Source organism: Pseudomonas sp. SG20052, from assembly GCF_031766055.1.
Classification (GTDB): Bacteria; Pseudomonadota; Gammaproteobacteria; order Pseudomonadales; family Pseudomonadaceae; genus Aquipseudomonas; species Aquipseudomonas mandelii.
In genome coordinates this window covers 4,796,419-4,821,841 of the sequence record NZ_CP134498.1, presented here as the reverse complement: position 1 = coordinate 4,821,841, position 25,423 = coordinate 4,796,419, and the positions used below count along the sequence as shown (strand labels likewise).

At 57.0% G+C, this 25,423-nt stretch carries 22 protein-coding genes; 19 read left to right on the top strand and 3 right to left on the bottom strand.

Annotation, left to right across the window (positions count from 1 at the left end):
• The first annotated feature begins 223 nt into the window (after nt 1-223).
• The 4 genes from RHP74_RS22125 to RHP74_RS22110 all read left to right on the top strand — a co-directional run bounded on the left by RHP74_RS22125 (nt 224) and on the right by RHP74_RS22110 (nt 4,164).
• Entirely contained in the window at nt 224-1,075 is an 852-nt protein-coding gene (locus RHP74_RS22125) for a glycine betaine ABC transporter substrate-binding protein (RefSeq protein ID WP_010456861.1), read from the top strand.
• A gap of 272 nt (nt 1,076-1,347) precedes the next feature.
• Nucleotides 1,348-1,659, top strand: a complete 312-nt coding sequence (locus tag RHP74_RS22120) for a DUF485 domain-containing protein (RefSeq protein WP_010456859.1) — start codon at nt 1,348-1,350, stop codon at nt 1,657-1,659.
• Complete coding sequence (locus RHP74_RS22115) at nt 1,656-3,314, top strand: cation acetate symporter (RefSeq protein WP_311096296.1); 1,659 nt, start codon at nt 1,656-1,658, stop codon at nt 3,312-3,314. The genes RHP74_RS22120 and RHP74_RS22115 overlap by 4 nt, the downstream gene beginning before the upstream one ends.
• 637 nt (nt 3,315-3,951) lie before the next feature.
• Complete coding sequence (locus tag RHP74_RS22110; protein ID WP_311096295.1) at nt 3,952-4,164, top strand: hypothetical protein; 213 nt, start codon at nt 3,952-3,954, stop codon at nt 4,162-4,164.
• Between the two features lie 260 nt (nt 4,165-4,424).
• Here the strand turns inward: RHP74_RS22110 and gltA are convergent, their stop codons facing one another.
• Nucleotides 4,425-5,714, bottom strand: coding sequence for a citrate synthase (gltA, locus tag RHP74_RS22105; RefSeq protein ID WP_010456856.1), 1,290 nt, complete (start codon nt 5,712-5,714; stop codon nt 4,425-4,427).
• 363 nt (nt 5,715-6,077) lie between these two features.
• Here gltA and sdhC point away from each other — a divergent pair, with 363 nt between their 5' ends.
• From sdhC to brnQ, 10 genes are all read left to right on the top strand, one after another.
• Nucleotides 6,078-6,452, top strand: coding sequence for a succinate dehydrogenase, cytochrome b556 subunit (gene sdhC / locus RHP74_RS22100; RefSeq protein WP_010456855.1), 375 nt, complete (start codon nt 6,078-6,080; stop codon nt 6,450-6,452).
• A complete protein-coding gene (gene sdhD / locus RHP74_RS22095) occupies nt 6,446-6,814 on the top strand; it encodes a succinate dehydrogenase, hydrophobic membrane anchor protein (RefSeq protein WP_007945134.1) in 369 nt (122 codons plus the stop codon). Before sdhC ends, sdhD begins: the two co-directional genes overlap by 7 nt.
• A 3-nt stretch (nt 6,815-6,817) precedes the next feature.
• Nucleotides 6,818-8,593, top strand: coding sequence for a succinate dehydrogenase flavoprotein subunit (gene sdhA, locus RHP74_RS22090; protein WP_008032662.1), 1,776 nt, complete (start codon nt 6,818-6,820; stop codon nt 8,591-8,593).
• A gap of 11 nt (nt 8,594-8,604) precedes the next feature.
• Nucleotides 8,605-9,309, top strand: coding sequence for a succinate dehydrogenase iron-sulfur subunit (locus RHP74_RS22085; RefSeq protein ID WP_010456852.1), 705 nt, complete (start codon nt 8,605-8,607; stop codon nt 9,307-9,309).
• Between the two features lie 259 nt (nt 9,310-9,568).
• The gene (locus tag RHP74_RS22080; RefSeq protein WP_102595535.1) at nt 9,569-12,400 is read left to right on the top strand and encodes a 2-oxoglutarate dehydrogenase E1 component; all 2,832 of its coding nucleotides are present in this window, start codon (nt 9,569-9,571) and stop codon (nt 12,398-12,400) included.
• A gap of 42 nt (nt 12,401-12,442) precedes the next feature.
• Nucleotides 12,443-13,663 carry a 2-oxoglutarate dehydrogenase complex dihydrolipoyllysine-residue succinyltransferase gene (odhB, locus tag RHP74_RS22075; RefSeq protein ID WP_010456848.1) on the top strand — a complete coding sequence of 407 codons (1,221 nt, stop codon included), beginning with the start codon at nt 12,443-12,445 and terminating at the stop codon, nt 13,661-13,663.
• 107 nt (nt 13,664-13,770) lie between these two features.
• Complete coding sequence (lpdA, locus tag RHP74_RS22070; RefSeq protein ID WP_010456846.1) at nt 13,771-15,207, top strand: dihydrolipoyl dehydrogenase; 1,437 nt, start codon at nt 13,771-13,773, stop codon at nt 15,205-15,207.
• 196 nt (nt 15,208-15,403) lie between these two features.
• On the top strand, nt 15,404-16,570 hold the full coding sequence (sucC, locus tag RHP74_RS22065; protein ID WP_008148602.1) for an ADP-forming succinate--CoA ligase subunit beta: 1,167 nt from the start codon (nt 15,404-15,406) through the stop codon (nt 16,568-16,570).
• Nucleotides 16,570-17,451 (top strand): succinate--CoA ligase subunit alpha, encoded by an 882-nt coding sequence (gene sucD, locus RHP74_RS22060; protein WP_008148605.1) that lies wholly within the window; start codon nt 16,570-16,572, stop codon nt 17,449-17,451. Before sucC ends, sucD begins: the two co-directional genes overlap by 1 nt.
• A 464-nt stretch (nt 17,452-17,915) precedes the next feature.
• Entirely contained in the window at nt 17,916-19,229 is a 1,314-nt protein-coding gene (gene brnQ / locus RHP74_RS22055) for a branched-chain amino acid transport system II carrier protein (RefSeq protein ID WP_010456842.1), read from the top strand.
• Between the two features lie 90 nt (nt 19,230-19,319).
• Here brnQ and RHP74_RS22050 read toward each other — a convergent pair whose 3' ends face one another.
• A complete protein-coding gene (locus tag RHP74_RS22050; protein WP_311096293.1) occupies nt 19,320-20,591 on the bottom strand; it encodes a hypothetical protein in 1,272 nt (423 codons plus the stop codon).
• A 262-nt stretch (nt 20,592-20,853) separates the two neighbouring features.
• Between RHP74_RS22050 and RHP74_RS22045 the strand changes: the two genes are divergently transcribed.
• Both RHP74_RS22045 and RHP74_RS22040 read left to right on the top strand, forming a co-directional pair.
• Complete coding sequence (locus RHP74_RS22045) at nt 20,854-21,591, top strand: DUF599 domain-containing protein (RefSeq protein ID WP_010456838.1); 738 nt, start codon at nt 20,854-20,856, stop codon at nt 21,589-21,591.
• Nucleotides 21,591-21,992 (top strand): MAPEG family protein, encoded by a 402-nt coding sequence (locus RHP74_RS22040; RefSeq protein ID WP_010456836.1) that lies wholly within the window; start codon nt 21,591-21,593, stop codon nt 21,990-21,992. The genes RHP74_RS22045 and RHP74_RS22040 overlap by 1 nt, the downstream gene beginning before the upstream one ends.
• Nucleotides 21,993-22,060: 68 nt before the next feature.
• On the opposite strand, the gene RHP74_RS22035 is transcribed toward RHP74_RS22040, so the two are convergent.
• On the bottom strand, nt 22,061-22,318 hold the full coding sequence (locus RHP74_RS22035; protein WP_054049624.1) for a hypothetical protein: 258 nt from the start codon (nt 22,316-22,318) through the stop codon (nt 22,061-22,063).
• Between the two features lie 157 nt (nt 22,319-22,475).
• On the opposite strand from RHP74_RS22035, the gene RHP74_RS22030 reads away from it, so the two are divergent.
• From RHP74_RS22030 to htpG, 3 genes are all read left to right on the top strand, one after another.
• The gene (locus RHP74_RS22030) at nt 22,476-22,952 is read left to right on the top strand and encodes a PaaI family thioesterase (protein WP_077749774.1); all 477 of its coding nucleotides are present in this window, start codon (nt 22,476-22,478) and stop codon (nt 22,950-22,952) included.
• On the top strand, nt 22,949-23,401 hold the full coding sequence (locus tag RHP74_RS22025) for a PaaI family thioesterase (RefSeq protein ID WP_010456830.1): 453 nt from the start codon (nt 22,949-22,951) through the stop codon (nt 23,399-23,401). Before RHP74_RS22030 ends, RHP74_RS22025 begins: the two co-directional genes overlap by 4 nt.
• Before the next feature lie 81 nt (nt 23,402-23,482).
• Nucleotides 23,483-25,387: a molecular chaperone HtpG gene (gene htpG, locus RHP74_RS22020; RefSeq protein ID WP_083377278.1), complete on the top strand. Its 1,905-nt coding sequence runs from the start codon at nt 23,483-23,485 to the stop codon at nt 25,385-25,387.
• The last annotated feature ends 36 nt before the right edge of the window (nt 25,388-25,423 follow it).

Here is a 25,423-nt window from a genome sequence, read left to right as displayed (position 1 = left end):
GTGATTAATGGCGTTCTGATGTCGTTTCTCGATGCCTTGAGGTCGCTGACAGCACAGGTTCCGGTTGTCGTCAGGTTGATTATCGAGGCATCAGTGCTCCCATGGAAAATCACGCTGATGTTCGAACGAGTTTGCGGTGAGCGTGATGGGGGCGCTGTGCACCATAACAATACGTTGACGCGACTCGGCACCCGTCGAGCGCAGCACTTTCGGGGAAGTAACGATGAAGATGCGACGACTTTTAGGCGCAGGTGCCGCTCTGGTGCTCGCGATTGGCTCCACAATGGCCAATGCCGAGAGCAAAACCCTGAGCATCGGTTACGTTGACGGTTGGTCCGACAGCGTCGCGACCACGCATGTGGCCGCCGAAGTGATCAAGCAAAAGCTGGGTTATGACGTGAAACTGCAAGCCGTCGCCACCGGGATCATGTGGCAGGGTGTGGCCACCGGCAAACTCGACGCCATGTTGTCCGCCTGGCTGCCGGTGACTCACGGCGAATACTGGACCAAGAACAAGGATCAAGTCGTCGATTACGGTCCGAACTTCAAGGATGCAAAAATCGGCTTGATCGTGCCGGAGTACGTCAAGGCTAAAACCATCGATGACCTGAAAACTGACGACACCTTCAAAAAACGCATCGTCGGCATCGACGCCGGTTCGGGCGTGATGCTTAAAACCGAGCAGGCGATCAAGGATTACGATCTGACCGGGTATCAACTCAAGGCCAGTTCCGGCGCCGGCATGATTGCCGAGCTGACCCGTGCCGAGAAGAAAAACGAATCCATCGCTGTGACCGGTTGGGTACCGCACTGGATGTTCGCCAAGTGGAAACTGCGCTTCCTGGACGACCCGAAAGGCGTTTATGGCGCGGCTGAAACCGTGAACAACATCGGCAGCAAAGAACTGGCCACCAAGGCGCCGGAAGTTGCCAAGTTCCTGAAGAACTTCCAGTGGGCCTCGAAAGACGAAATCGGCGAAGTCATGTTGGCGATCCAAGACGGCGCCAAGCCTGACGCCGCGGCGAAAGATTGGGTGGCAAAACACCCTGAGCGCGTTGCAGACTGGATCAAGTGATTTGAGCTGACGGCTCTAGTCAGCACCTCTCAAGGCCCCTTGGCATATTGCCAACGGGCCTTTTGTTTTTTTTTGTAGGAGCCAGGCTTGCCGGCGAAAGCGATCGTGAGGACGCCTTCGCCGGCAAGCCTGGCTCCTACAAAAGTTGCGTCACACCAGAAAATGGCGATTCTGTCATGTCGTTCTAATACTAAGGTCGTCTGGAACCTGCCCCGCAGCCGCATAGAGTGGATAACGTTCCAACTTTAATCTGTGCTGCGAGGATAAAAACAATGAACGACAGCATTTACCTCTCGATTCAAAACAGCCCGCGCTTCAAGGAGCTGGTTAGTAAGCGAGAAAGGTTCGCCTGGATTCTTTCGGCGATCATGCTTGGGCTTTACTCCGGATTCATCCTTTTGATTGCTTACGGGCCGCATATTCTGGGAGCGAAAATCAGCCCCGATTCTTCGATTACCTGGGGGATACCGATTGGTGTCGGGCTGATTCTCTCGGCCTTTATCCTGACAGCAATCTATGTACGACGCGCCAATGGCGAATTCGACGACCTGAACAATCTGATTCTCAAGGAGGCTCAGCAATGATCCGGCGTCTATTGGCTCTATTGAGCGTTGCAGCATTCGCACCGGGTGCCTGGGCGGCTGAAGCCCTGACCGGCGCGGTTCAGAAACAACCGCTGAACGTCCCCGCGATCCTGATGTTCGTGGCGTTCGTCGGCGCGACTTTGTATATCACCTACTGGGCTTCCAAGAAAAATAACTCGGCGGCCGACTACTATGCGGCCGGTGGCAAGATCACCGGTTTCCAGAATGGTCTGGCGATTGCCGGTGACTACATGTCCGCGGCGTCCTTCCTGGGTATTTCCGCCCTGGTGTTCACTTCCGGCTACGATGGCCTGATCTACTCGATCGGCTTCCTGGTGGGTTGGCCGATCATTCTGTTCCTGATCGCCGAGCGCCTGCGTAACCTGGGTAAGTACACCTTTGCCGATGTGGCGTCCTACCGCCTTGGGCAAACCCAGATTCGCTCGCTGTCCGCTTGCGGTTCGCTGGTGGTGGTGGCGTTCTACCTGATCGCGCAAATGGTCGGGGCCGGCAAGCTGATCCAGTTGCTGTTCGGTCTGGATTACCACGTAGCAGTGATCCTGGTCGGCGTCCTGATGTGCATGTACGTGCTGTTTGGCGGCATGCTGGCGACCACTTGGGTGCAGATCATCAAGGCTGTGCTGTTGCTGTCTGGTGCCTCGTTCATGGCGCTGATGGTGATGAAGCACGTCAACTTTGACTTCAGCACACTGTTCTCCGAGGCGATCAAGGTTCACGCCAAAGGCGAAGCGATCATGAGCCCCGGCGGTCTGGTGAAAGACCCGGTCTCGGCGTTCTCCCTTGGCCTGGCATTGATGTTCGGTACCGCTGGCCTGCCGCACATCCTGATGCGCTTCTTCACCGTGAGTGACGCAAAAGAAGCTCGCAAGAGCGTGCTGTATGCAACCGGCTTCATTGGCTACTTCTACATCCTGACTTTCATCATCGGCTTCGGCGCGATCCTGCTGGTCAGCACCAACCCGGCCTTTAAAGATGCTGCTGGCGCGCTTTTGGGCGGCAACAACATGGCGGCGGTGCACCTGGCCAACGCGGTGGGTGGCAGTATTTTCCTGGGCTTTATCTCGGCGGTAGCGTTTGCGACCATTCTGGCGGTGGTTGCCGGTTTGACCCTGGCCGGTGCTTCGGCGGTGTCTCACGACCTGTATGCCAGCGTGATCAAGAAAGGCAAGGCCAACGAGAAGGACGAGATCCGTGTCTCGAAAATCACCACCATCGCTTTGGCAGTGCTGGCGATCGGCTTGGGCATTCTGTTCGAAAGCCAGAACATCGCGTTCATGGTGGGCCTGGCGTTCTCCATCGCAGCGAGCTGTAACTTCCCGGTGCTGTTGCTTTCCATGTACTGGAAGAAGCTGACCACTCGCGGTGCGATGATCGGCGGCTGGTTGGGCCTGATCAGTGCCGTTGGTTTGATGGTCCTTGGGCCAACCATTTGGGTGCAGATCCTGCATCACGAGAAGGCTATCTTCCCGTATGAGTACCCGGCGCTGTTCTCGATGGCCATTGCGTTTATCGGGATCTGGTTCTTCTCGATCACTGACAAGTCGGCGGCTGGCGTTAATGAGCGTGCGCTGTTCTTCCCGCAGTTTGTTCGTTCGCAGACCGGTTTGGGGGCGAGTGGGGCGGTTTCTCACTAAGGCTTCGGGTTTGTCTGTGTAAGTTGCGTTAAACGAAAAATGCCCTGGTCGAGAGATCGGGGCATTTTTTTTGTTGGCGATGGTATTTGGTGTAGGAGCGAGGCTTGCCCGCGAAGGCGGCCTGTCTCTCTCGGGTGTACATATCCATTCCTGCGGTAACGGCCACTTATGGTTTCGCCCTTACGGCGAGTCCCTTTTGTCAAACGCCCGGAGTGCCGGCCCAGCCAAAAGGAACCAAAAAGTCTCGCCCCAAGCGTCCGGCCCCTCGCTAAGGCTCGGCGTTCCTTCGCTCCGGTATCCATCCGGGGACACTGCCCTCCGGTCTGCTTCGCGACGACCTACATGCAGCGTGTTCGACTGCGTCGAACGGCGCTGCGCGCCACTCCCCGGATGAACACCTCCACTCAGCCTCCCGAAAGGGGCGGGTAGATCAAGATCAAGAGCTGCAGGCGAGCTAACGCTCGGCCTGATGAGTGGTGAGAGCGAAGCGTGTACACCGAACCCCTTGTAGGAGCGAGGCTTGCCCGCGAAGGCGGCCTGACAGCCGACCAATGACTTGCAGGTGAACACTTGACCCTGTGGGAGCTGGCCTGCCAGCGATGACGGCCAAGCTGCAGGCGAGCTAACGCTCGGCCTGATGAGTGGTGAAGAGCGAAGCGTTTACACCGAACCCCTTGTAGGAGCGAGGCTTGCCCGCGAAGGCGGCCTGACAGCCGACCTGTTCTTGCGGATGTACGCAAGCTTTCCAAAGGCAGTGATCCTTTTGGCTTTGGCTTTGGCTTTGGCTTTGGCTTTTGACGTTGATCTTGTTCTCTCGCCCCTTCGGCAGACCTTAGGCGATGCCCCCTGATGGACGCCGTAGCGAGGGATCGCGGAGCCTCAGCGAGGCGCCGTACGTCGGGGCGAAGCCTTTTGGTTCCCTTTTGGCGTTTGAAAAAAGGACTCGCTGTAAGAGCGAAACCATAAGTAGCCGTTACCGCAGAAACGGATATGTACACAACCAAAATACCAGTCGGCCCCTAGGCCGCTGAGACCGCACAAACAAAAACGGCCTCTATATAAATAGAGGCCGTTCCCGGTACAGCTTAAGACGTCATCGCAAGACAGGTCTTATTTGCGGTCTTCCAGCTTGGTGATGTCACGCGACTCGTAGCCGGTGTACAGCTGGCGAGGACGGCCAATCTTGTACGGGCTGGAGAGCATTTCTTTCCAGTGGGAGATCCAGCCGACAGTCCGCGCCAGGGCGAAGATCACGGTGAACATGCTGGTTGGAATGCCGATCGCCTTGAGGATGATCCCCGAGTAGAAGTCGACGTTCGGGTACAGCGAGCGTTCGATGAAGTACGGGTCGGTCAGCGCGATCTCTTCCAGGCGCATGGCCAGTTCGAGTTGCTTGTCGTGCTTGATACCCAGTTCCTTCAGCACTTCGTCGCAAGTCTGCTTCATGACGGTAGCGCGTGGGTCGCGGTTTTTGTAAACCCGGTGACCGAAGCCCATCAGCTTGAACGGATCGTTCTTGTCCTTGGCCTTGGCAATGTACTTGTCGATGTTCGACACATCGCCAATTTCATCGAGCATGGTCAGAACAGCTTCGTTCGCGCCGCCGTGGGCAGGGCCCCACAGTGCAGCGATGCCGGCGGCGATACAGGCGAACGGGTTGGCACCCGAAGAACCGGCCAGGCGTACGGTGGAAGTCGATGCGTTCTGCTCGTGGTCGGCATGGAGGATGAAGATCCGGTCCATGGCCTTGGCGAGTACCGGGCTGATCGGTTTGATCTCGCACGGGGTGTTGAACATCATGTGCAGGAAGTTTTCCGCGTACGTCAGGTCGTTGCGCGGGTACATCATGGGTTGGCCCATGGAGTACTTGTAAACCATCGCTGCCAGGGTCGGCATCTTGGCAACCAGGCGGATCGCGGAAATTTCGCGATGCTGCGGGTTATTGATGTCGAGGGAGTCGTGGTAGAAGGCCGAGAGGGCGCCGACTACGCCGCACATGACGGCCATTGGGTGAGCGTCGCGACGGAAGCCGTTGAAGAAGGTCTTCAGCTGCTCGTGAACCATGGTGTGGTTCTTCACGGTGCTGACGAACTGGGCCTTCTGTTCTGCGGTCGGCAATTCGCCGTTGAGCAGCAGATAGCAGGTTTCCAGGTAGTCCGATTTTTCAGCGAGCTGTTCGATCGGGTAACCGCGGTGCAGCAGAATGCCGTTGTCGCCGTCGATATAGGTGATCTTCGACTCGCAGGAAGCTGTCGACATGAAACCAGGGTCAAAGGTGAAACGGCCCGTGGCCGTCAGGCCCCGAACGTCGATAACATCGGGACCAACGGTGCCGGTTAAAATGGGCAGCTCGACGGGGGCTGCGCCCTCGATGATCAACTGCGCTTTTTTGTCAGCCATGTGGCCTCCTATTTATGCTTGAAATCATCAGACAGACCCCCCACGCAGGGCCCGCACCACTATAGTGAGATAAATTCGAATGTCAATTTGCCTAAAGTCTTGCTCCAGAAGGCTTTAACCGGACTTTTTCCTCGAAATTGACTGCCATTTACGCCTTTTATCCAACTTGTGCAATGAGCTATTAGGGGAAGGTGAACGCGTTGTCATTAGTAGCCTAACTGTCTATACTCGGCCTCCGACCGCCAGGGGCTTTTGGGCCTGCTTTACTGGGGGTCGCACTCCCTGGGTAGTGGGTACCTGACCAGTGCACTCCCCAACAACTTTGCCCTGATTGTTAGGGGCTCTTCAGTGTGAAAAAAAGCCGTGAATAGCCAACGACCTGTAAACCTAGACCTAAGGACCATCAAACTCCCAGTCACTGCTTACACGTCCATTCTTCACCGAATCTCCGGAATCATCCTCTTTGTCAGCCTGGCCATCATGCTTTATGCATTGGACAAGTCGCTCGACTCGGAAGAAGGCTTCGGTCAGGTGAAAGCGTGTCTGACCAGTCCGCTAGCCAAGCTAGTGATTTGGGGCATCCTGTCCGCCTTGCTGTATCACCTGGTTGCCGGTGTGCGCCATTTGATCATGGACATGGGCATCGGCGAGTCGCTTGAAGGCGGCAAACTGGGCTCGAAAATCGTTATCGCCGTTTCCGTGGTGGTAATCGTTCTGGCAGGAGTTTGGATATGGTAACTAACGTCACGAACCTGTCCCGTTCGGGCCTCTATGACTGGATGGCACAACGTGTGTCTGCGGTCGTTCTCGCGGCTTATTTCATTTTCCTGATCGGATACGTCGTCGCCAACCCTGGCATCGGCTACGCCCAATGGCATGAACTGTTCGCAAGCAACTGGATGCGTATTTTCAGTCTCCTGGCCCTCGTTGCCCTCGGCGCTCACGCCTGGGTCGGCATGTGGACCATCGCGACCGACTACCTGACGCCAATGGCGTTCGGCAAGTCCGCAACTGCAATACGTTTCCTTTTTCAGGCGGTATGCGGCGTTGCGATGTTCGCTTACTTCGTCTGGGGTGTGCAGATTCTCTGGGGTATCTGATTCATGTCTACTACAGTTAATACGCTTTCGTTCGACGCCATCATCATTGGCGGCGGCGGTGCTGGCATGCGCGCTGCGCTGCAACTGGCACAAGGTGGTCACAAGACTGCCGTAGTTACCAAGGTTTTCCCGACTCGTTCGCACACCGTATCCGCCCAGGGTGGCATCACCTGCGCCATCGCCTCGGCAGATCCGAACGATGACTGGCGCTGGCACATGTACGATACCGTCAAGGGTTCCGACTACATCGGTGACCAGGACGCTATCGAGTACATGTGTTCCGTAGGCCCGGAAGCCGTTTTCGAACTCGAGCACATGGGTTTGCCGTTCTCCCGTACCGAACAGGGCCGCATCTATCAGCGTCCGTTCGGCGGTCAGTCGAAAGACTTCGGTAAAGGTGGCCAGGCTGCACGTACATGCGCCGCTGCCGACCGTACTGGTCACGCACTGCTGCACACCCTGTACCAGGCCAACCTCAAGGCTGGCACCGTATTCCTCAACGAATACTACGGTGTGGATCTGGTGAAGAACGAAGACGGTGCCTTTGTCGGCATGATCGTCATCTGCATCGAAACCGGCGAAACTTCCTACGTACGCGCTAACGCCACCGTATTGGCGACTGGCGGTGCAGGTCGTATCTACTCGTCCACCACCAATGCCCTGATCAACACCGGTGACGGCGTCGGCATGGCTCTGCGTGCTGGCGTGCCGGTACAAGACATTGAGATGTGGCAGTTCCACCCGACCGGCATCGCCGGCGCCGGTGTATTGGTGACTGAAGGTTGCCGCGGTGAAGGCGGTTACCTGATCAACAAGCACGGCGAGCGTTTCATGGAGCGTTATGCTCCGAACGCCAAAGACCTTGCAGGTCGTGACGTTGTTGCCCGTTCGATGGTTAAAGAAATCATCGCCGGCAACGGTTGCGGTCCGGATGGCGACCACGTAATGCTGAAACTCGATCACCTCGGTGAAGAAGTTCTGCACAGTCGTCTGCCAGGCATCATGGAACTGTCCAAGACTTTCGCCCACGTCGATCCAGCCGTGGCGCCGATTCCGGTCGTTCCAACCTGCCACTATATGATGGGCGGCGTTGCCACCAACATTCATGGCCAGGCAATCACCCAGGACGCCGACGGCGTCGACCAGATCATTCCTGGTCTGTTCGCAGTGGGCGAAGTGGCCTGCGTATCGGTTCACGGTGCCAACCGTCTGGGTGGCAACTCGCTGCTCGACCTGGTGGTATTCGGCCGTGCGGCCGGTTTGTTCCTGGAGCAGACCCTGAAAGAAGGCGTTGATTACGCCCGTCCTCGCCAGTCCGACATCGACGCAGCCCTGGCTCGTCTCGATGGCCTGAACTCGCGTACAGAAGGCGAAGACGTCGCCACTCTGCGTAAAGAACTGCAAAGCTGCATGCAGAACTACTTCGGTGTATTCCGTACCGGTGAATACATGCAGAAGGGTATTGCCCAGCTGGCTGACCTGCGTGGCCGTATCGCCAACGTCAAGATCAACGACAAGAGCCAGGCGTTCAACACCGCTCGAATCGAAGCCCTGGAACTGCAAAACCTGCTGGAAGTGGCCGAAGCCACCGCCATCGCTGCAGAGATCCGCAAAGAGTCCCGCGGCGCTCACGCCCGTGAAGACTACGAAGATCGCGACGACGAAAACTGGCTGTGCCACACCCTGTACTTCCCGGGTGACAAGCGCGTGACCAAGCGTGCCGTGAACTTCTCGCCGAAAACTGTTCCGACTTTTGAACCTAAGATTCGGACTTATTAAGGGTGGCCGCCATGTTGCAAGTCAGTGTTTATCGCTACAACCCTGATCAGGACGCTGCGCCGTTCATGCAGGAATTCCAGGTCGACACCGGTGGTAAAGACCTGATGGTGCTGGACGTGCTGGCCCTGATCAAAGAGCAGGACGAAGGTTTCTCCTATCGTCGCTCTTGCCGTGAAGGTGTTTGCGGTTCCGACGGCATGAACATCAACGGCAAAAACGGCCTGGCCTGCGTCACGCCGCTGTCTTCTGTCGTAAAAGGTAACAAGCTGATTGTTCGTCCGCTGCCAGGTTTGCCGGTTATCCGTGACCTGGTCGTCGATATGAGCATCTTCTACAAGCAATACGAGAAGGTTAAGCCATACCTGCAGAACGACACGCCGGCTCCGGCCATCGAACGTCTGCAGACCCCGGAAGAGCGTGAAAAGCTCGACGGTCTGTACGAGTGCATCCTGTGCGCTTGCTGCTCGACCTCTTGCCCGTCCTTCTGGTGGAACCCGGACAAGTTCCTGGGCCCGGCTGCACTGCTGCAAGCGTACCGCTTCCTGGCAGACAGCCGCGACACCAAGACTGCCGAGCGTCTGGCTTCGCTGGATGACCCGTTCAGCGTATTCCGCTGCCGCGGGATCATGAACTGCGTCAACGTCTGTCCGAAAGGCCTGAACCCGACTAAGGCCATCGGTCACGTGCGTAACATGCTGCTGCAAAGCGGCGTGTGATTCAGCTGTAACTGCAAGACCGCTGTACCCGTAGATGCTACGGCGCAGGCTTCAACCGGCGCCGTAGTTTTAACCTGGGCAGCAGCTTACAAGGCTGCGGCTCTTATTTTGAAGAAATGAGACAAGCAGGGGCATCCGGGCTGGTACCCGGACTATCAGCGTGATCCTAAGTGGCTTGTTTTGGTCGCTGCATTCGGACTTCTGCAAGTTTGCTCGGTGTCGACGCCGGTGGTGTTCCCCTAACCGAGGGTGACCAAGCATGCAAGAAAGCGTGATGCAGCGCATGTGGAACAGCGCCTACCTTTCAGGTGGAAACGCTGCCTATGTGGAAGAGCTTTATGAGCTCTACCTGCACGACCCTAACGCTGTGCCAGAAGAGTGGCGCACCTACTTTCAGAAGCTGCCTATTGACGGCAGCTCTGCCACCGATGTTTCGCACTCCACAATTCGCGATCATTTCGTCTTGCTGGCAAAGAACCAGCGCCGCGCCCAACCGGTTTCCGCCGGCAGCGTGAGCAGTGAGCACGAGAAGAAGCAAGTTGAAGTGCTGCGATTGATCCAGGCCTACCGTATGCGTGGCCACCAGGCAGCCCAGCTTGACCCGCTGGGGCTGTGGCAGCGTCCTGCACCTGCAGACCTGTCGATCAATCATTACGGCTTGACCAATGCCGATCTTGATACGACCTTCCGTGCCGGCGACCTGTTCATCGGCAAAGAGGAGGCGAGCCTACGCGAAATTCACGAAGCGTTGCAGCAGACATATTGCCGCACCATCGGCGCTGAATTTACGCATATCACCGATTCCGAGCAGCGCCAGTGGTTCCAGCAGCGTCTGGAAAGCGTGCGTGGTCGTCCGACGTACTCCGCCGACATCAAGAGCCACCTGCTCGAGCGCGTCACCGCCGGCGAAGGCCTGGAAAAATACCTGGGCACCAAATACCCGGGTACCAAGCGTTTCGGCCTGGAAGGCGGCGAGAGCCTGATTCCGATGCTCGACGAATTGATCCAGCGTTCCGGTTCCTACGGCACCAAGGAAATCGTTATCGGCATGGCCCACCGTGGTCGTCTGAACGTGCTGGTCAACACCTTCGGCAAGAACCCGCGCGAGCTGTTCGACGAGTTCGAAGGCAAGAAGAAGGTCGAGCTGGGTTCCGGTGACGTTAAGTATCACCAGGGCTTCTCGTCCAACGTCATGACCACCGGCGGTGAAGTTCACCTGGCGATGGCCTTCAACCCGTCCCACCTGGAAATCGTATCTCCAGTGGTCGAAGGTTCGGTTCGCGCCCGTCAGGATCGTCGTAACGACCCTACCGGCGAGAAGGTTCTGCCGATCTCCATCCACGGTGACGCGGCATTCGCCGGTCAGGGCGTGGTGATGGAAACCTTCCAGATGTCGCAAACCCGCGGTTTCAAGACCGGCGGCACCGTGCACATCGTGATCAACAACCAGGTCGGTTTCACCATCAGCAACCCGCTGGACTCGCGTTCCACCGAGTACGCGACCGACGTTGCGAAAATGATCCAGGCGCCGATCCTCCATGTGAATGGTGATGATCCGGAAGCCGTATTGTTCGTGACCCAGTTGGCCATCGACTACCGCATGCAGTTCAAGCGTGACGTGGTAATCGACCTGGTCTGCTACCGTCGTCGTGGCCACAACGAGGCCGACGAGCCAAGTGGCACCCAGCCGATCATGTATCAGCAGATCACCAAGCAGCGCACCACCCGTGAGCTGTACGCCGATCGTCTGACCCAGGGCGGTGTACTCGACGCAGAGCGTGTTCAGGCGAAAGTCGACGAATACCGCAACGCGCTGGACAACGGCCTGCATGTTGTAAAAAGCCTGGTCAAAGAGCCGAACAAAGAGTTGTTCGTGGACTGGCGTCCGTATCTGGGCCACGCCTGGACCGCGCGTCACGACACGCGTTTCGATCTGAAAACCTTGCAGGAACTGTCCGCCAAGCTGCTGGAAATCCCGGAAGGCTTCGTGGTTCAGCGCCAGGTCTCGAAAATCTACGAAGACCGTCAGAAGATGCAAGCCGGCGGCCTGCCGATCAACTGGGGTTACGCCGAAACCATGGCGTACGCGACCCTGGCGTTCGAAGGTCACCCGATTCGCATGACGGGTCAGGACATCGGTCGCGGCACGTTCTCGCACCGTCACGCTGTCTTGCACAACCAGAAAGACGCGGGGACCTACGTCCCGCTGCAAAACCTGTACAAGGGCCAGCCACGTTTCGACCTGTACGATTCGTTCCTGTCCGAAGAAGCCGTGCTGGCGTTCGAATACGGTTACTCGACCACCACGCCTGAGGCGCTGGTGATCTGGGAAGCCCAGTTCGGCGACTTCGCCAACGGTGCCCAGGTAGTTATCGACCAGTTCATCACCAGCGGCGAGCACAAGTGGGGCCGTCTTTGCGGTCTGACCATGCTGCTGCCGCACGGTTATGAAGGTCAGGGGCCGGAGCACTCGTCGGCGCGTCTGGAGCGTTACCTGCAACTGTGCGCCGAGCACAACATTCAGGTAGCCGTACCGACCACGCCGGCCCAGATCTACCACTTGCTGCGTCGTCAGGTGATTCGCCCGCTGCGCAAGCCATTGATCGTTCTGACTCCGAAGTCGCTGCTGCGTCACAAACTGGCCATATCGACCCTGGAAGATCTGGCCGAAGGTTCGTTCCAGACCGTGATCCCGGAAATCGATGTTCAAGACCCGAAAAAGGTCGAGCGCATTGTTCTGTGTAGCGGCAAGGTCTACTACGACCTGCTGGAAAAACGCCGTGCCGAAGGTCGTGATGACATCGCCATCGTGCGTATCGAGCAGCTGTACCCGTTCCCTGAGGACGACTTGAATGAAGTCCTGGCTCCGTACACCAACCTCAAACATATCGTTTGGTGTCAGGAAGAGCCGATGAACCAGGGTGCCTGGTACTGCAGCCAGCACCACATGCGCCGCATCGTGGGCAATCACAACAAGGCACTCGTTCTCGAGTACGCCGGCCGTGATGCTTCTGCTGCACCTGCTTGTGGTTATGCATCGATGCACGCTGAGCAGCAGGAAAAACTGCTGCAAGACGCCTTTACTGTTTAACGCCTTCGCGCACCTGAAACCGAATTTAAGGACCCACAGATAATGGCTATCGAAATCAAAGCCCCCACTTTCCCGGAATCGGTTGCCGATGGCACCGTTGCCACCTGGCACAAAAAACCGGGCGACGCTGTAAAGCGTGACGACCTGATCGTCGACATCGAAACCGACAAGGTTGTGCTGGAAGTGTTGGCTACCGCTGACGGCGTGCTGGGCGCTATCGTCAAGAACGAAGGCGACACCGTTCTGTCCGACGAAGTGCTGGGCTCCATCGAAGCGGGCGGCGCTGCTGCCGCTCCAGCTGCTGCCGCGGCTCCGGCTGCTGCACAAGCTGCTGCGCCAGCCGCCGAAGGCGAAGACGATCCTGTTGCTGCACCGGCTGCTCGCAAGCTGGCTGAAGAAAACGGCATCAACATCGCTTCCGTTGCCGGCACTGGCAAAGGCGGTCGTGTGACCAAGGAAGACGTGGTTGCAGCCGTTGCTGCCAAGAAAGCCGCTCCGGCTGCCGCGCCTGCCAAGGCTGCTGCTCCGGCTGCCGCTGCTCCTGTGTTCGCCGCTGGCGACCGCATCGAGAAGCGCGTTCCGATGACCCGCGTTCGCGCTACCGTGGCCAAGCGCCTGGTAGAAGCCCAGTCGAACATGGCGATGCTGACCACCTTCAACGAAGTCGACATGACTGAAGTCATGGCCCTGCGTTCGAAGTACAAAGACCTGTTCGAGAAGTCCCACAACGGCGTGCGCCTGGGCTTCATGTCGTTCTTCGTCAAGGCTGCCACTGAAGCGCTGAAACGCTTCCCGGCTGTCAACGCATCGATCGACGGTGCCGACATCGTTTACCACGGTTATGCCGACGTCGGCGTGGCTGTTTCCAGCGACCGCGGCCTGGTTGTACCGGTTCTGCGTAACGCCGAACTGATGAGCCTGGCTGAAATCGAAGGCGGCATCGCCACCTTCGGCAAGAAGGCTCGCGACGGCAAACTGTCGATGGACGAAATGACCGGCGGTACGTTCACCATCACCAACGGTGGTACCTTCGGTTCGATGATGTCGACTCCGATCGTCAACCCGCCGCAAGCGGCCATCCTGGGCATGCACAACATTCTGCAGCGTCCTATGGCGATCAACGGTCAGGTCGTGATCCGTCCGATGATGTACCTCGCTCTGTCCTACGATCACCGTCTGATCGATGGCAAAGAAGCTGTGACCTTCCTGGTTACCATCAAGAACCTGCTGGAAGACCCGGCTCGTTTGCTGCTGGATATCTAAAAAGCAGCTGCAAGCTGCAAGCTGCAAGCCTCAAGCGCAAAACATGCGAATGGGCTTCAACTTGCAGCTCGCGGCTTGAAGCTTGCTGCTAAAAGGGAACCTTTGTTATGACTCAGAAATTCGACGTGGTAGTGATTGGCGCGGGCCCTGGCGGCTACGTGGCTGCCATTAAAGCAGCGCAGCTGGGCCTCTCCACTGCCTGCATCGAGAAATACACCGACAAGGAAGGCAAACTGGCCCTCGGCGGTACTTGCCTGAACGTCGGCTGCATTCCATCCAAGGCGCTGCTGGACAGCTCCTGGAAGTACAAGGAAGCCAAAGAAGGCTTCGCGATCCACGGCATCAATCACGCTGGCGTGACCATGGACGTGGCGGCAATGGTTGGCCGTAAAGCCAATATCGTCAAAGGCCTGACCTCTGGCGTTGCCACCCTGTTCAAGGCGAACGGCGTCACTTCCCTGCAAGGCCACGGCAAGCTGCTGGCTGGCAAGAAAGTCGAGCTGACCAAGCCAGACGGCACCGTTGAAATCATCGAAGCCGAGAACGTGATTCTGGCTTCGGGCTCGCGTCCGATCGACATTCCACCGGCTCCGGTTGACCAGAACGTCATCGTCGATTCGACCGGCGCGCTGGAATTCCAATCCGTTCCCAAGCGTCTGGGCGTGATCGGCGCTGGCGTCATCGGTCTGGAACTGGGTTCGGTCTGGTCGCGTCTGGGTTCGCAAGTGGTTGTCCTGGAAGCGCTGGAAAAGTTCCTGCCAGCCGCTGACGAAGCCGTTTCCAAAGAAGCCTTCAAGACCCTGACCAAACAAGGTCTGGACATCAAACTGGGCGCTCGCGTTACCGGTTCCAAAGTGAACGGCGACGAAGTCGTGGTGAACTACACCGATGCCAACGGCGAACAGAACATCACCTTCGACAAGCTGATCGTTGCCGTTGGTCGCCGTCCAGTGACCACCGAACTGTTGGCTGCCGACAGCGGTGTGAACATCGACGAGCGCGGTTTCGTATTCGTTGACGACCAGTGCACCACCAGCGTACCGGGCGTTTACGCGATCGGTGACGTGGTTCGCGGCATGATGCTGGCGCACAAGGCGTCCGAAGAAGGCATCATGGTGGTTGAGCGCATCAAGGGCCACAAAGCCCAAATCAACTATGACCTTATCCCGTCTGTTATTTATACTCACCCGGAAATCGCGTGGGTCGGCAAGACCGAGCAGGTATTGAAGGCTGAAGGCGTTGAAGTTAACGTTGGCACCTTCCCGTTCGCAGCCAGTGGCCGTGCCATGGCAGCCAACGACACCGGCGGTTTCGTGAAAGTCATTGCTGATGCCAAGACTGACCGCGTATTGGGCGTCCACGTGATTGGCCCGAGCGCTGCAGAACTGGTTCAGCAGGGCGCGATCGGCATGGAGTTCGGCACCAGCGCTGAAGACCTGGGCATGATGGTTTTCTCCCATCCGACCCTGTCTGAAGCCTTGCACGAAGCTGCTCTGGCTGTGAATGGCGGCGCCATCCACATCGCCAACCGCAAGAAGCGTTAAGACAATAAGAAACCACGGCGGTATGGCCCGTCGTGAGCCTTGCATGCAAGACTCACCGCGGAATATCCGCTGGACGCAGTCTTGCGTAGCTGCACCGGTTGTCCGGAAAGGCTACGCAAGCAGCAGTCACAGGTGGTGCGGCACTTGAACAAGTGCAGCACCGAATGCGCAGTACCTAACGAAGACGGTAATAAGCATGAATCTTCACGAGTATCAGGGTAAGCAGCTGTTCGCTGAGTACGGCCTGCCAGTATCCCAGGGTTTCGCAGTAGACACCCCGGAAGCAGCAGCAGAAGCTTGCGACAAAATCGGCGGCACCGAGTGGGTTGTCAAAGCCCAGGTCCACGCTGGTGGTCGCGGTAAAGCGGGCGGCGTAAAGCTGGTTCGCAGCAAAGAAGACGCCAAGGCATTCGCACAGCAGTGGCTGGGCAAGCGCCTGGTGACTTACCAGACTGACGCCAATGGCCAGCCAGTCACCAAGATCCTGGTTGAATCGTGCACTGATATCGCTAAAGAGCTGTACCTGGGCGCTGTCGTTGACCGTTCGAGCCGTCGCATCGTGTTCATGGCTTCCACCGAAGGTGGCGTGGACATCGAGAAAATCGCTCACGACACTCCAGAAAAAATTCTGAAAGCCACGATCGATCCACTGGTTGGCGCCCAGCCATTCCAGGGTCGCGAGCTGGCATTCCAGCTGGGTCTGGAAGGCAAGCAAGTTGCTCAGTTCGCCAAGATCTTCGTAGGTCTGGCCAAGCTGTTCAAGGATCACGACCTGGCTCTGCTGGAAGTGAACCCGCTGGTGATCAAGGCTGACGGCGATCTGCATTGCCTCGACGCCAAGATCAACATCGACGCCAACGCCATGTACCGTCAGCCTAAGCTGAAGACTTTCCACGATCCGTCGCAAGACGATCCGCGCGAAGCGCACGCTGCCAAGTTCGAACTGAACTACGTAGCGCTGGAAGGCAACATCGGTTGCATGGTCAACGGTGCTGGCCTGGCCATGGGTACCATGGACATCGTCAACCTGCATGGCGGCAAACCAGCCAACTTCCTCGACGTGGGCGGCGGTGCTACCAAAGAACGCGTTACCGAAGCGTTCAAGATCATCCTGTCCGACACTAACGTCGCTGCAGTATTGGTCAACATCTTCGGCGGCATCGTTCGTTGCGACATGATTGCCGAAGGCATCATCGGCGCTGTGAAAGAAGTCGGCGTGAAAATCCCGGTTGTTGTTCGCCTTGAAGGCAACAACGCTGAGCTGGGCGCTAAAGTACTGGCAGAAAGCGGTTTGAACATCATCGCTGCTACCAGCCTGACCGACGCTGCTCAACAAGTCGTTAAAGCTGCGGAGGGCAAATAATGAGCGTCCTGATCAATAAAGACACCAAAGTTATCTGCCAGGGTATTACCGGTTCGCAAGGTAGTTTCCACACCCAGCAAGCCATCGAATACGGCACCAAGATGGTTGGTGGTGTAACTCCAGGCAAAGGCGGCACCGAGCACCTGGGCCTGCCAGTGTTCAACACCGTGAAAGACGCTGTAGCTGCCACTGGCGCTACCGCCAGCGTGATCTACGTTCCGGCTCCTTTCTGCAAGGATTCGATCCTGGAAGCTGCTTTCGGCGGCATCAAGCTGATCGTCTGCATCACCGAAGGCATTCCTACTCTGGACATGCTGGACGCTAAAGTTAAGTGCGACGAGCTGGGCGTAGTCCTGATCGGTCCTAACTGCCCAGGCGTGATCACCCCAGGCGAATGCAAGATCGGCATCATGCCAGGTCACATTCACTTGCCAGGCAAGGTCGGTATCGTTTCCCGTTCCGGCACCCTGACCTACGAAGCTGTGAAGCAAACTACTGACGCCGGTTTCGGTCAGTCGACTTGCGTCGGCATCGGTGGTGACCCGATCCCGGGTTCGAACTTCATCGACATCCTGAAGCTGTTCCAGGAAGACCCGAAGACCGAAGCGATCGTCATGATCGGTGAGATCGGCGGTTCGGCTGAAGAAGAAGCGGCTGCCTACATCAAGGCACACGTGACCAAGCCGGTTGTTTCCTACATCGCTGGTGTGACTGCCCCTGCGGGCAAGCGCATGGGCCATGCTGGCGCAATCATCTCTGGCGGCAAAGGCACTGCAGACGAGAAGTTTGCTGCCCTGGAAGACGCAGGCGTTAAAACCGTGCGTTCGCTGGCAGACATCGGCAAGGCATTGTCCGAGCTGACCGGTTGGGCGATCAAATAAGCCTCGCGCTTAGCTGACGCTTCACCAAACAAAGGCCACCTTCGGGTGGCCTTTGTCGTTTCTGGTGTTGAGATACTTGCAGTGCTTTTTGTGGCGAGGGCGCTTGCTCCCGCTGGGCTGCGAAGCGGCCCCAAAACAGGCCGTCGAAGATTGTCCGGTACGCCGCATGCAATGGATTTACCACTGCTGCGCAGCCGAGCGGAAGCAAGTTCCCTCGCCACGGGGCTCTTCTTAGGTAAATTAGATATGTAAACGCGACACGGAAATGTCGCGTATCGGATAGATCGCCCCTTAACAGTGCGTTTGTCGGGCAAATTCGTTAGGCTAGCCGCCATTTTTGCGTTTGCGTCCCACAAGGAAGCGTCGCGCTAAACGGGTCAGTCCTATACGGACCGACAGCATTTCCCTCACCCCTCAGGGAAATCCCTCTCTAAATTCCGATTCAGTAGTGTGGTATTTCCTTAATGAAAGTCTTGAAAGGTCAGGACATCCTGGCACTTGGTTTTATGACGTTTGCCCTGTTTGTCGGGGCTGGCAACATCATCTTCCCGCCTATCGTCGGTTTGCAGTCCGGGCCCAATGTCTGGATGGCGGCGCTAGGCTTCTTGATCACGGCAGTCGGTTTGCCGGTGATCACCGTGGTTGCGTTGGCCAAGGTCGGTGGTGCGATGGATGCCTTGAGCAGCCCGATCGGCAAAATCGCCGGCGGCCTGCTGGCCGCTGCGTGCTACCTCGCGGTCGGCCCGCTGTTCGCCACGCCGCGTACCGCGACCGTATCGTTCGAAGTGGGTCTGGCGCCGCTGACCGGCGAAAGCCCGCTGGCGCTGTTCCTCTACAGCTCGGTGTACTTCCTGCTGGTGTTCTTCATTTCGCTCTATCCGGGCCGTTTGCTGGATACCGTAGGACGTTTCCTCGCCCCCCTGAAGATCATCGCCCTGGCCGCACTCGGCATCGCCGCATTCGCGCTGCCTGCCGGTGACATCGGCGTGGCGACGCCTGAGTATGTCGCGGCGCCGTTCTCCCAAGGGTTTATCAACGGTTACCTGACCATGGATACCCTTGGCGCGCTGGTGTTCGGCATCGTCATCGTCAACGCGATCCGCTCCCGTGGCGTCGAGTCACCAGCGCTGATCACCCGCTACGCGATCATTGCCGGGCTGATTGCCGGCGTGGGCCTGGCGCTGGTGTATGTCAGCCTGTTTCGTCTCGGTTCCGGCAGTCATGAAGTGGCGGCCGGTGCAGCCAACGGTGCCGCGGTGTTGCACGCCTATGTTCAGCACACCTTTGGTTCGCTGGGCAGCGGTTTCCTGGCGGTGCTGATCTCCCTGGCCTGTCTGGTCACCGCGGTCGGTCTGACGTGTGCATGCGCCGAATACTTCAGCCGTGTGCTGCCACTGTCCTACAAGACATTGGTCATCATCCTCGCCGTGTTCTCCCTGTTTGTGTCCAACCTGGGCCTCACCAAGCTGATTGCGTTCTCGATCCCGGTACTGACGGCGATTTACCCACCCTGCATCGCCCTGGTCGCGCTGAGCTTCTGCAAAGACTTCTGGCATGAACAGGGCCGTATCGTTGGCCCGGTGATGTTGGTGTCGTTCATCTTCGGCATGATCGATGCGCTCAAGGGGGCGGGGCTGGCGGACTGGATGCCAGCTCAGCTGTCCCACCTGCCGTTGAGCGAGCAAGGTCTGGCGTGGCTGGTGCCGTCGGTGATGACCTTGGTGGTTGCGGTGGTTTGCGATCGTCTGCTGGGCAAGCGCGAAGAAGTGCTGGCTTAAGTTGCTTCATGGCCCGCCACAAGCGGGTCTTGAGTCGCTATAGAAATGCCCCGTATCAATCGATACGGGGCATTTTTTTATCACCAGTTACTACTCTCTGGTGGCTAGAAACCGCGCTACAGTCGCCCTGTCAAAAAAATACCGGCAATCACCCGAAGCAATGATTTTTTGATCGGGTTGCACAACCACCGACTTCCAGAACTCGTAATCTTTTCCAAAGCGGGTATTCAGAAAGCCTTCGTCGCCGAACGTGATGTCGAGTTTTCCCGTAGCCTCATAACGGGCGATCAGCGTACTCTCCCTGCTTCTCGCGCCTGACAGGCCAACGACGACAATTCCATGTGCAGGGTCTCCGCCAATGTCAGACCATGCGTTGGCTGCGCTTGATGGCAACTCGGACACCACCGCTTTGCCACCGTTGAAAACAAGATTCGGCCAACCATTTCCATTAAACGCTGCAAGCACTCCCCGGCGGCCGTTGCCCCAAACATCGTTCGGGGTTCGGTCCAACGAGCCAGTCACGAACGTACTGCCATCTTCGCGCAGTAACAGGCCTGAAAATACTGTATCGGCTTCGTCGATGCGGATTCTCGTGATGCCGCTCGTCCCAAAGGAATTGTCTGGAGTTCCATCAGCTTTGAAGCGGGCGACGATACCTTCGTTCTGAGGGCTAAAGCCTACGGAGCTGGATCCGACGACAGTAATGGCGCCATCAGCGGACGCGCCGACTGCATGGATGACGAAATCGACATTGATGCTGCCGCTTCCGTTAAATGACAGATCAAGTTTGCCGTCTGGGTCGTATCGAAAGATGCTCGTCCAACCCGCCATTATGATTTCGCCATTTGGACCGATTGCAGTGTTGGAGGTTGGTTGAGTCATTGAAAGATGGGGTCTGGTTGAAACGGCCAGGTTACTCAAGTGGGTTGGGTAGGGATTCAGTACCAGACCTTCATCGCCAAACGTGTAATCAGGTTTGCCGTTTTCGAGAAAGCGCGCGAAAGCAAGATACTCAATATCGTCGCGGTGTGTACCAATGACCAGGATCTTCCCATCTTTGTAAAGTTGGGCGCCGTGTAGAGAGGCCCGAGATCCAACCTTAAACCCGCCCTTGAGTATTCCGTCATCCGCAAAATCAGGATCCCGGCTGCCATCTTCCAGCAGTTGTACAAGCTGGAAGTCTTGATGACCTTCCCAGTAGACGCCGCCTGCCAGAAGTAACTTCTCGTCGGGTCTTCTGGAAACAATTTGCAGTGGGTCACTTCCTGCAGAAAATTGATAGGCTACGCCAGCCTCCCCAAAAAACGGATCAAGCCATTGTTCATCAGGAGCCGCGGCTGATTTTTTTTGGGGGCTGAGCATAGGAATTCTCCAGGTGCCGATTGATAAAGTTCAAGAGGCTACGAGCGATACCTTGGAGGCTAACCGGTAAAAATAAGACTGAATAGCTGTCAAATATGACAGCTATTGATGATGTTCAATCGATAGAATTTAATGAAGTGCGCCCTTTTTCGACTTTGCATTGAACAAGCGCTTATGTAACGTTGAACGCGAGAGGTAGTGGTTGCCTTGCACAGCCAATTCGTATTGAAAACTCAGCTTCAGCCCACGTTTAAGGACCTGCATGTCGTTCATCCACGCCAATATCATCCACATCGTTGCCGCGCTGTGGTTTGTCATCTGCTGGGGCGGTTACACCCGCTATGCCTCATGGAAGGGCCGCGACACCGCATGCCTGGCCAGTGTGCTGCACCTGTACCGTGAAGACTGGATGCGCCGCATGCTCTTGCGCGACAACCGCATCGCCGACGCCAGCGTGGTCGGCAACCTGGAGCGTAACGCCTCGTTCTTTGCCTCCAGCACGCTGATTATCCTGGCTGGCATTCTCACCGTACTCGGTGCGTCGGAACGGGCCGTGTCGTTGCTGGCGGATATTCCAATGGTGCAACAGGCGTCGCAGGGGATGTCCGAGATCAAGTTACTGTGCCTGGCGCTGGTGTTTGTCTATGCGTTCTTCACCTTCAGCTGGTGCATGCGCCAGTACAACTTCGCTGCCATTTTGATCGGGTCGGCGCCGATGATTGGCGAACGTCACGTGTCCGAACAAGAGCGCAAAGCCTTCGCCGCCCGAGCCGCCCGGGTAATTTCCATGGCGGCCAACCAGTTCAACTTTGGCCTGCGTTCTTACTACTTTGGCATGACCATGCTGGCCTGGTTCGTCAGCCCATGGCTGTTCATGTTGATGAGTGCTGGCGTGGTGCTGGTGTTGTATCGCCGGGAGTTTCATTCCGACGTTCTCGATGTGATGGTCTATACCCCTACAGAGGCGCCATTGCCCGAAGCCAATAAAGAGGCCGCTTGATGAGTATTCCGTTCTGGTGCGTGTTTATCAGCGCCTTGCTGATCTACGTGGCCCGCATGCCCGTGACCAAGGCCATGAAAGAGCAGGGCGGTTACAACAATCACCTGCCGCGTCAGCAACAGGCGCAACTCACAGGTTTCGGCGCCCGTGCAGTGGCGGCGCATCAAAACAGCTTCGAGGCGTTCATATTGTTTGCGGTGGGGGTGTTGATGGCGCACACCACGCAGACGGCGGGGTGGCTGATCGATTCGCTGGCCATCATCTTTGTGATTTCCCGAATCATTTATTTACTGTGCTATTGGGCGGATCTTGCCTGGCAGCGCAGCCTGGTATGGATCGTCGGACTAGTGTGTTCGTTGCTGTTGATGATTAGTCCGACTTTTAGAACTGTTTTGCTCTAAAGGTTCGAATGACAGACAAAAGAAAACCCGCACTTGGCGGGTTTTCTTTTATCACGCTAAAAACTGTTTTAGTTTTTAGGTGCTTCAGCAGGAGCGGCTGGAGCCGACTCTTGAACAGCGGCTTTGTTCGATTCGGCCTGAGCTTTGGCAGCTTCGGCGTTTTCTTTCGCAGCGTCGTTCACTTTATCCTGAGCTTTGTTCATGTCTTGCTGGGCTTGCTCAGCATGTTGGTTAGCATCTTGAGCTTTGTCCTCGGATTTTTTATCGCAAGCAGCGAGACCGAGGGAAGCGGTCAACATCAAGGCAATAGCTAAAGTCTTACGCATGGGGTGTATCTCCTTATGGAAAATATCTACTGGCCTTTCGAGCACAGCCCCTAGGGTTAAGTTCCTCAAATCGTTCAGATATATAAGAATATTCCTGCGGGAACTTTTACGAATACGCCGAATACGATTTCCGACTATTAAGAAGAGTGTTTATCACATGGCCGAAAACCCCGTTTTTGAGCGCGCGACGCGATTTCTTTCGGCACTCAGGCATTGTCAGGTGCTGGGTTTGCGGGTTCATAGCGCCAGCAACGAAGGGCTGACGGTCATCCTGCCGTACAGCCCGCAAATCGTCGGCAACCCGCAGACCGGTGTGATCCATGGCGGGGCTTTGACCTCGCTGATGGACACCGCGTGTGGCATGTCGACCCTCTGCGTCCTGCCCGAATTTGAAGTCTGCCCGACCCTCGATTTGCGCATCGACTACATGCATGCCGCCGAGCCGCATAAGGATGTCTACGGTTTCGCCCAATGCTACCGGGTGACCACCGACGTGATCTTCGCCCGAGGCTTTGCCTACCAGGACGATCCCGAGCAGCCCATCGCCCATGTCGTCGGCACGTTCATGCGCATGGGCAAAGCCGTCAAAGGCGCCAAGGGTTTTGGCGGTGCAATCGCCGGAGGTGCGAAATGACTGACTCTTTCAAGGAGCAACTCCAGCAAGCCCACGCGCAGGGGGACTATGCCTCGCTGCTGCACCTGCTGCCTTACGCCAAACTGATCGGCATCGAGTGTTCCCGTGTCGGGGATGAGCTGCTGTTTCGCTTGCCGGCCAACAAGGACAACATTGGTAACCCTTTACTGCCGGCCATCCATGGCGGGGTGATCGCCGGGTTCATGGAGCTGTCCGCAGCGCTGCACCTGCTGATTTTCACCGGCTCGCCCGGTGTACCGAAGATCATCGATTTCTCCCTCGACTACCTGCGAGCCGGGCAGTTTCGCGATACCTGGGCCAAATGTCAGGTTTGCCGCCAGGGCCGACGCGTGGCAAACGTGGCGATTACAGCCTGGCAAACCACCGAAGCCGAGCCGATTGCCACCGCCCGCGGCCATTTCAAAATTGAAGAGCCCTTGAAATCCTGAACTCAGCCCCAAACTCTGATGACAACCCGCCGCCGACCCTTCAGGTCGCGGCCACTGCCATCTGATTGGAGTTTGATGACCATGAGTGTGGAAACTCAAAAGGAAACCCTGGGCTTCCAGACCGAGGTGAAGCAACTGCTGCACCTCATGATCCATTCGCTGTATTCCAACAAGGAAATTTTCCTTCGCGAATTGATCTCGAACGCCTCTGACGCTGTCGACAAATTACGTTTCGAAGCCCTGTCCAAGCCTGAACTGCTGGAAGGTGGCGCCGAACTGAAAATCCGTGTGAGCTTCGACAAGGACGCCAAGACCGTCACCCTCGAAGACAACGGCATCGGCATGAGCCGTGAAGACGCGATTACCCACCTGGGGACCATCGCCAAATCCGGCACTGCTGATTTCATGAAACACCTGTCTGGCGATCAGAAGAAAGACTCGCACCTGATCGGTCAGTTTGGTGTCGGTTTCTACTCGGCCTTCATCGTCGCTGACAAAGTTGACGTGTTCAGCCGTCGTGCCGGTTCTGCTGCCAGCGAAGGCGTGCATTGGTCGTCCAAAGGTGAAGGCGATTTTGAAGTTGCCACCGTTGAGAAAGCCGAGCGCGGCACCCGTATCGTCCTGCACCTGAAGTCCGGTGAAGACGAATTCGCCGATGGCTGGCGTCTGCGCAACATCATCAAGAAGTACTCCGACCACATCGCTCTGCCGATCGAGTTGCCGAAAGAAGTGGCAGCTGTCGAAGGTGAAGAGAAGCCTGCAGTTGAATGGGAAACCGTCAACCGCGCCAGCGCCCTGTGGACTCGTCCTCGCACCGAGATCAAGGACGAGGAATACCAGGAGTTCTACAAGCACATCGCTCATGACTTCGAAAATCCGCTGAGCTGGAGCCATAACAAGGTCGAAGGCAAGCTCGAATACAGCTCGCTGCTGTACGTGCCGACCCGTGCTCCGTTCGACCTGTACCAGCGTGAAGCGCCGAAAGGCCTGAAGCTCTATGTACAGCGCGTATTTGTCATGGATCAGGCCGAGTCGTTCCTGCCGCTGTACCTGCGCTTCATCAAAGGTGTGGTCGATTCCAACGACTTGTCGCTGAACGTGTCGCGGGAAATCCTGCAGAAAGACCCGATTATCGATTCCATGAAGTCGGCGCTGACCAAGCGCGTTCTCGACATGCTGGAAAAACTGGCGAAGAACGAGCCTGAGCAATACAAAGGCTTCTGGAAGAACTTCGGTCAGGTCATGAAAGAAGGCCCGGCAGAAGACTTCGCCAACAAAGAGAAAATCGCTGGGCTGCTGCGTTTTGCATCGACAAGCGGTGATGAAGGTGAGCAAGTGGTGGGTCTGGCCGAGTACTTGGCTCGCGCCAAGGAAGGTCAGGACAAGATCTACTACCTGACCGGCGAAACCTACGCGCAAGTCAAGAACAGCCCGCACCTGGAAGTCTTCCGCAAGAAAGGCATCGAAGTGCTGCTGCTGACCGACCGCATTGATGAGTGGCTGATGAGCTACCTCAGCGACTTCGACGGCAAGAGCTTTGTCGACGTGGCGCGCGGTGACCTGGACCTGGGCAACCTGGATTCGGAAGAAGACAAGAAAGCCGCGGAAGAAGTCGCCAAGTCCAAAGAGGGCCTGGTTGAGCGTCTGAAAACTGCACTGGGCGAATCCGTCGCTGAAGTACGGGTTTCCCACCGTCTGACCGATTCCCCGGCGATCCTGGCCATCGGCGAGCAGGACCTGGGCATGCAGATGCGTCAGATCCTCGAAGCCAGCGGTCAGAAGGTTCCGGATTCGAAGCCGATCTTCGAATTCAACCCGGCTCACCCGCTGATCGAGAAACTCGACAACGAGCAGAGCGACGAGCGCTTCGGCGACCTGTCGCACATTCTCTTCGATCAGGCGGCACTGGCAGCCGGCGACAGCTTGAAAGACCCGGCCGCGTATGTGCGCCGCCTCAACAAGCTGCTGGTTGAACTGTCGGTTTAACCGAGTTGTAAAAAAACCCGCTTCGGCGGGTTTTTT

Bases quoted from the DNA above. Each gene is read 5' to 3' on its own strand.
- RHP74_RS22045 (WP_010456838.1), top strand. From the start codon at position 20,854: ATGTCGTTCATCCACGCCAATATCATCCACATCGTTGCCGCGCTGTGG.
- RHP74_RS22030 (WP_077749774.1), top strand. From the start codon at position 22,476: ATGGCCGAAAACCCCGTTTTTGAGCGCGCGACGCGATTTCTTTCGGCA.
- sucD (WP_008148605.1), top strand. From the start codon at position 16,570: ATGAGCGTCCTGATCAATAAAGACACCAAAGTTATCTGCCAGGGTATT.
- RHP74_RS22125 (WP_010456861.1), top strand. From the start codon at position 224: ATGAAGATGCGACGACTTTTAGGCGCAGGTGCCGCTCTGGTGCTCGCG.
- RHP74_RS22115 (WP_311096296.1), top strand. From the start codon at position 1,656: ATGATCCGGCGTCTATTGGCTCTATTGAGCGTTGCAGCATTCGCACCG.
- RHP74_RS22110 (WP_311096295.1), top strand. From the start codon at position 3,952: ATGAGTGGTGAAGAGCGAAGCGTTTACACCGAACCCCTTGTAGGAGCG.
- sucC (WP_008148602.1), top strand. From the start codon at position 15,404: ATGAATCTTCACGAGTATCAGGGTAAGCAGCTGTTCGCTGAGTACGGC.
- brnQ (WP_010456842.1), top strand. From the start codon at position 17,916: ATGAAAGTCTTGAAAGGTCAGGACATCCTGGCACTTGGTTTTATGACG.
- RHP74_RS22035 (WP_054049624.1), bottom strand. From the start codon at position 22,318: ATGCGTAAGACTTTAGCTATTGCCTTGATGTTGACCGCTTCCCTCGGT.
- sdhD (WP_007945134.1), top strand. From the start codon at position 6,446: ATGGTAACTAACGTCACGAACCTGTCCCGTTCGGGCCTCTATGACTGG.
- RHP74_RS22080 (WP_102595535.1), top strand. From the start codon at position 9,569: ATGCAAGAAAGCGTGATGCAGCGCATGTGGAACAGCGCCTACCTTTCA.
- RHP74_RS22120 (WP_010456859.1), top strand. From the start codon at position 1,348: ATGAACGACAGCATTTACCTCTCGATTCAAAACAGCCCGCGCTTCAAG.
- RHP74_RS22050 (WP_311096293.1), bottom strand. From the start codon at position 20,591: ATGCTCAGCCCCCAAAAAAAATCAGCCGCGGCTCCTGATGAACAATGG.
- gltA (WP_010456856.1), bottom strand. From the start codon at position 5,714: ATGGCTGACAAAAAAGCGCAGTTGATCATCGAGGGCGCAGCCCCCGTC.
- RHP74_RS22085 (WP_010456852.1), top strand. From the start codon at position 8,605: ATGTTGCAAGTCAGTGTTTATCGCTACAACCCTGATCAGGACGCTGCG.
- RHP74_RS22025 (WP_010456830.1), top strand. From the start codon at position 22,949: ATGACTGACTCTTTCAAGGAGCAACTCCAGCAAGCCCACGCGCAGGGG.
- sdhA (WP_008032662.1), top strand. From the start codon at position 6,818: ATGTCTACTACAGTTAATACGCTTTCGTTCGACGCCATCATCATTGGC.
- RHP74_RS22040 (WP_010456836.1), top strand. From the start codon at position 21,591: ATGAGTATTCCGTTCTGGTGCGTGTTTATCAGCGCCTTGCTGATCTAC.
- lpdA (WP_010456846.1), top strand. From the start codon at position 13,771: ATGACTCAGAAATTCGACGTGGTAGTGATTGGCGCGGGCCCTGGCGGC.
- odhB (WP_010456848.1), top strand. From the start codon at position 12,443: ATGGCTATCGAAATCAAAGCCCCCACTTTCCCGGAATCGGTTGCCGAT.
- htpG (WP_083377278.1), top strand. From the start codon at position 23,483: ATGAGTGTGGAAACTCAAAAGGAAACCCTGGGCTTCCAGACCGAGGTG.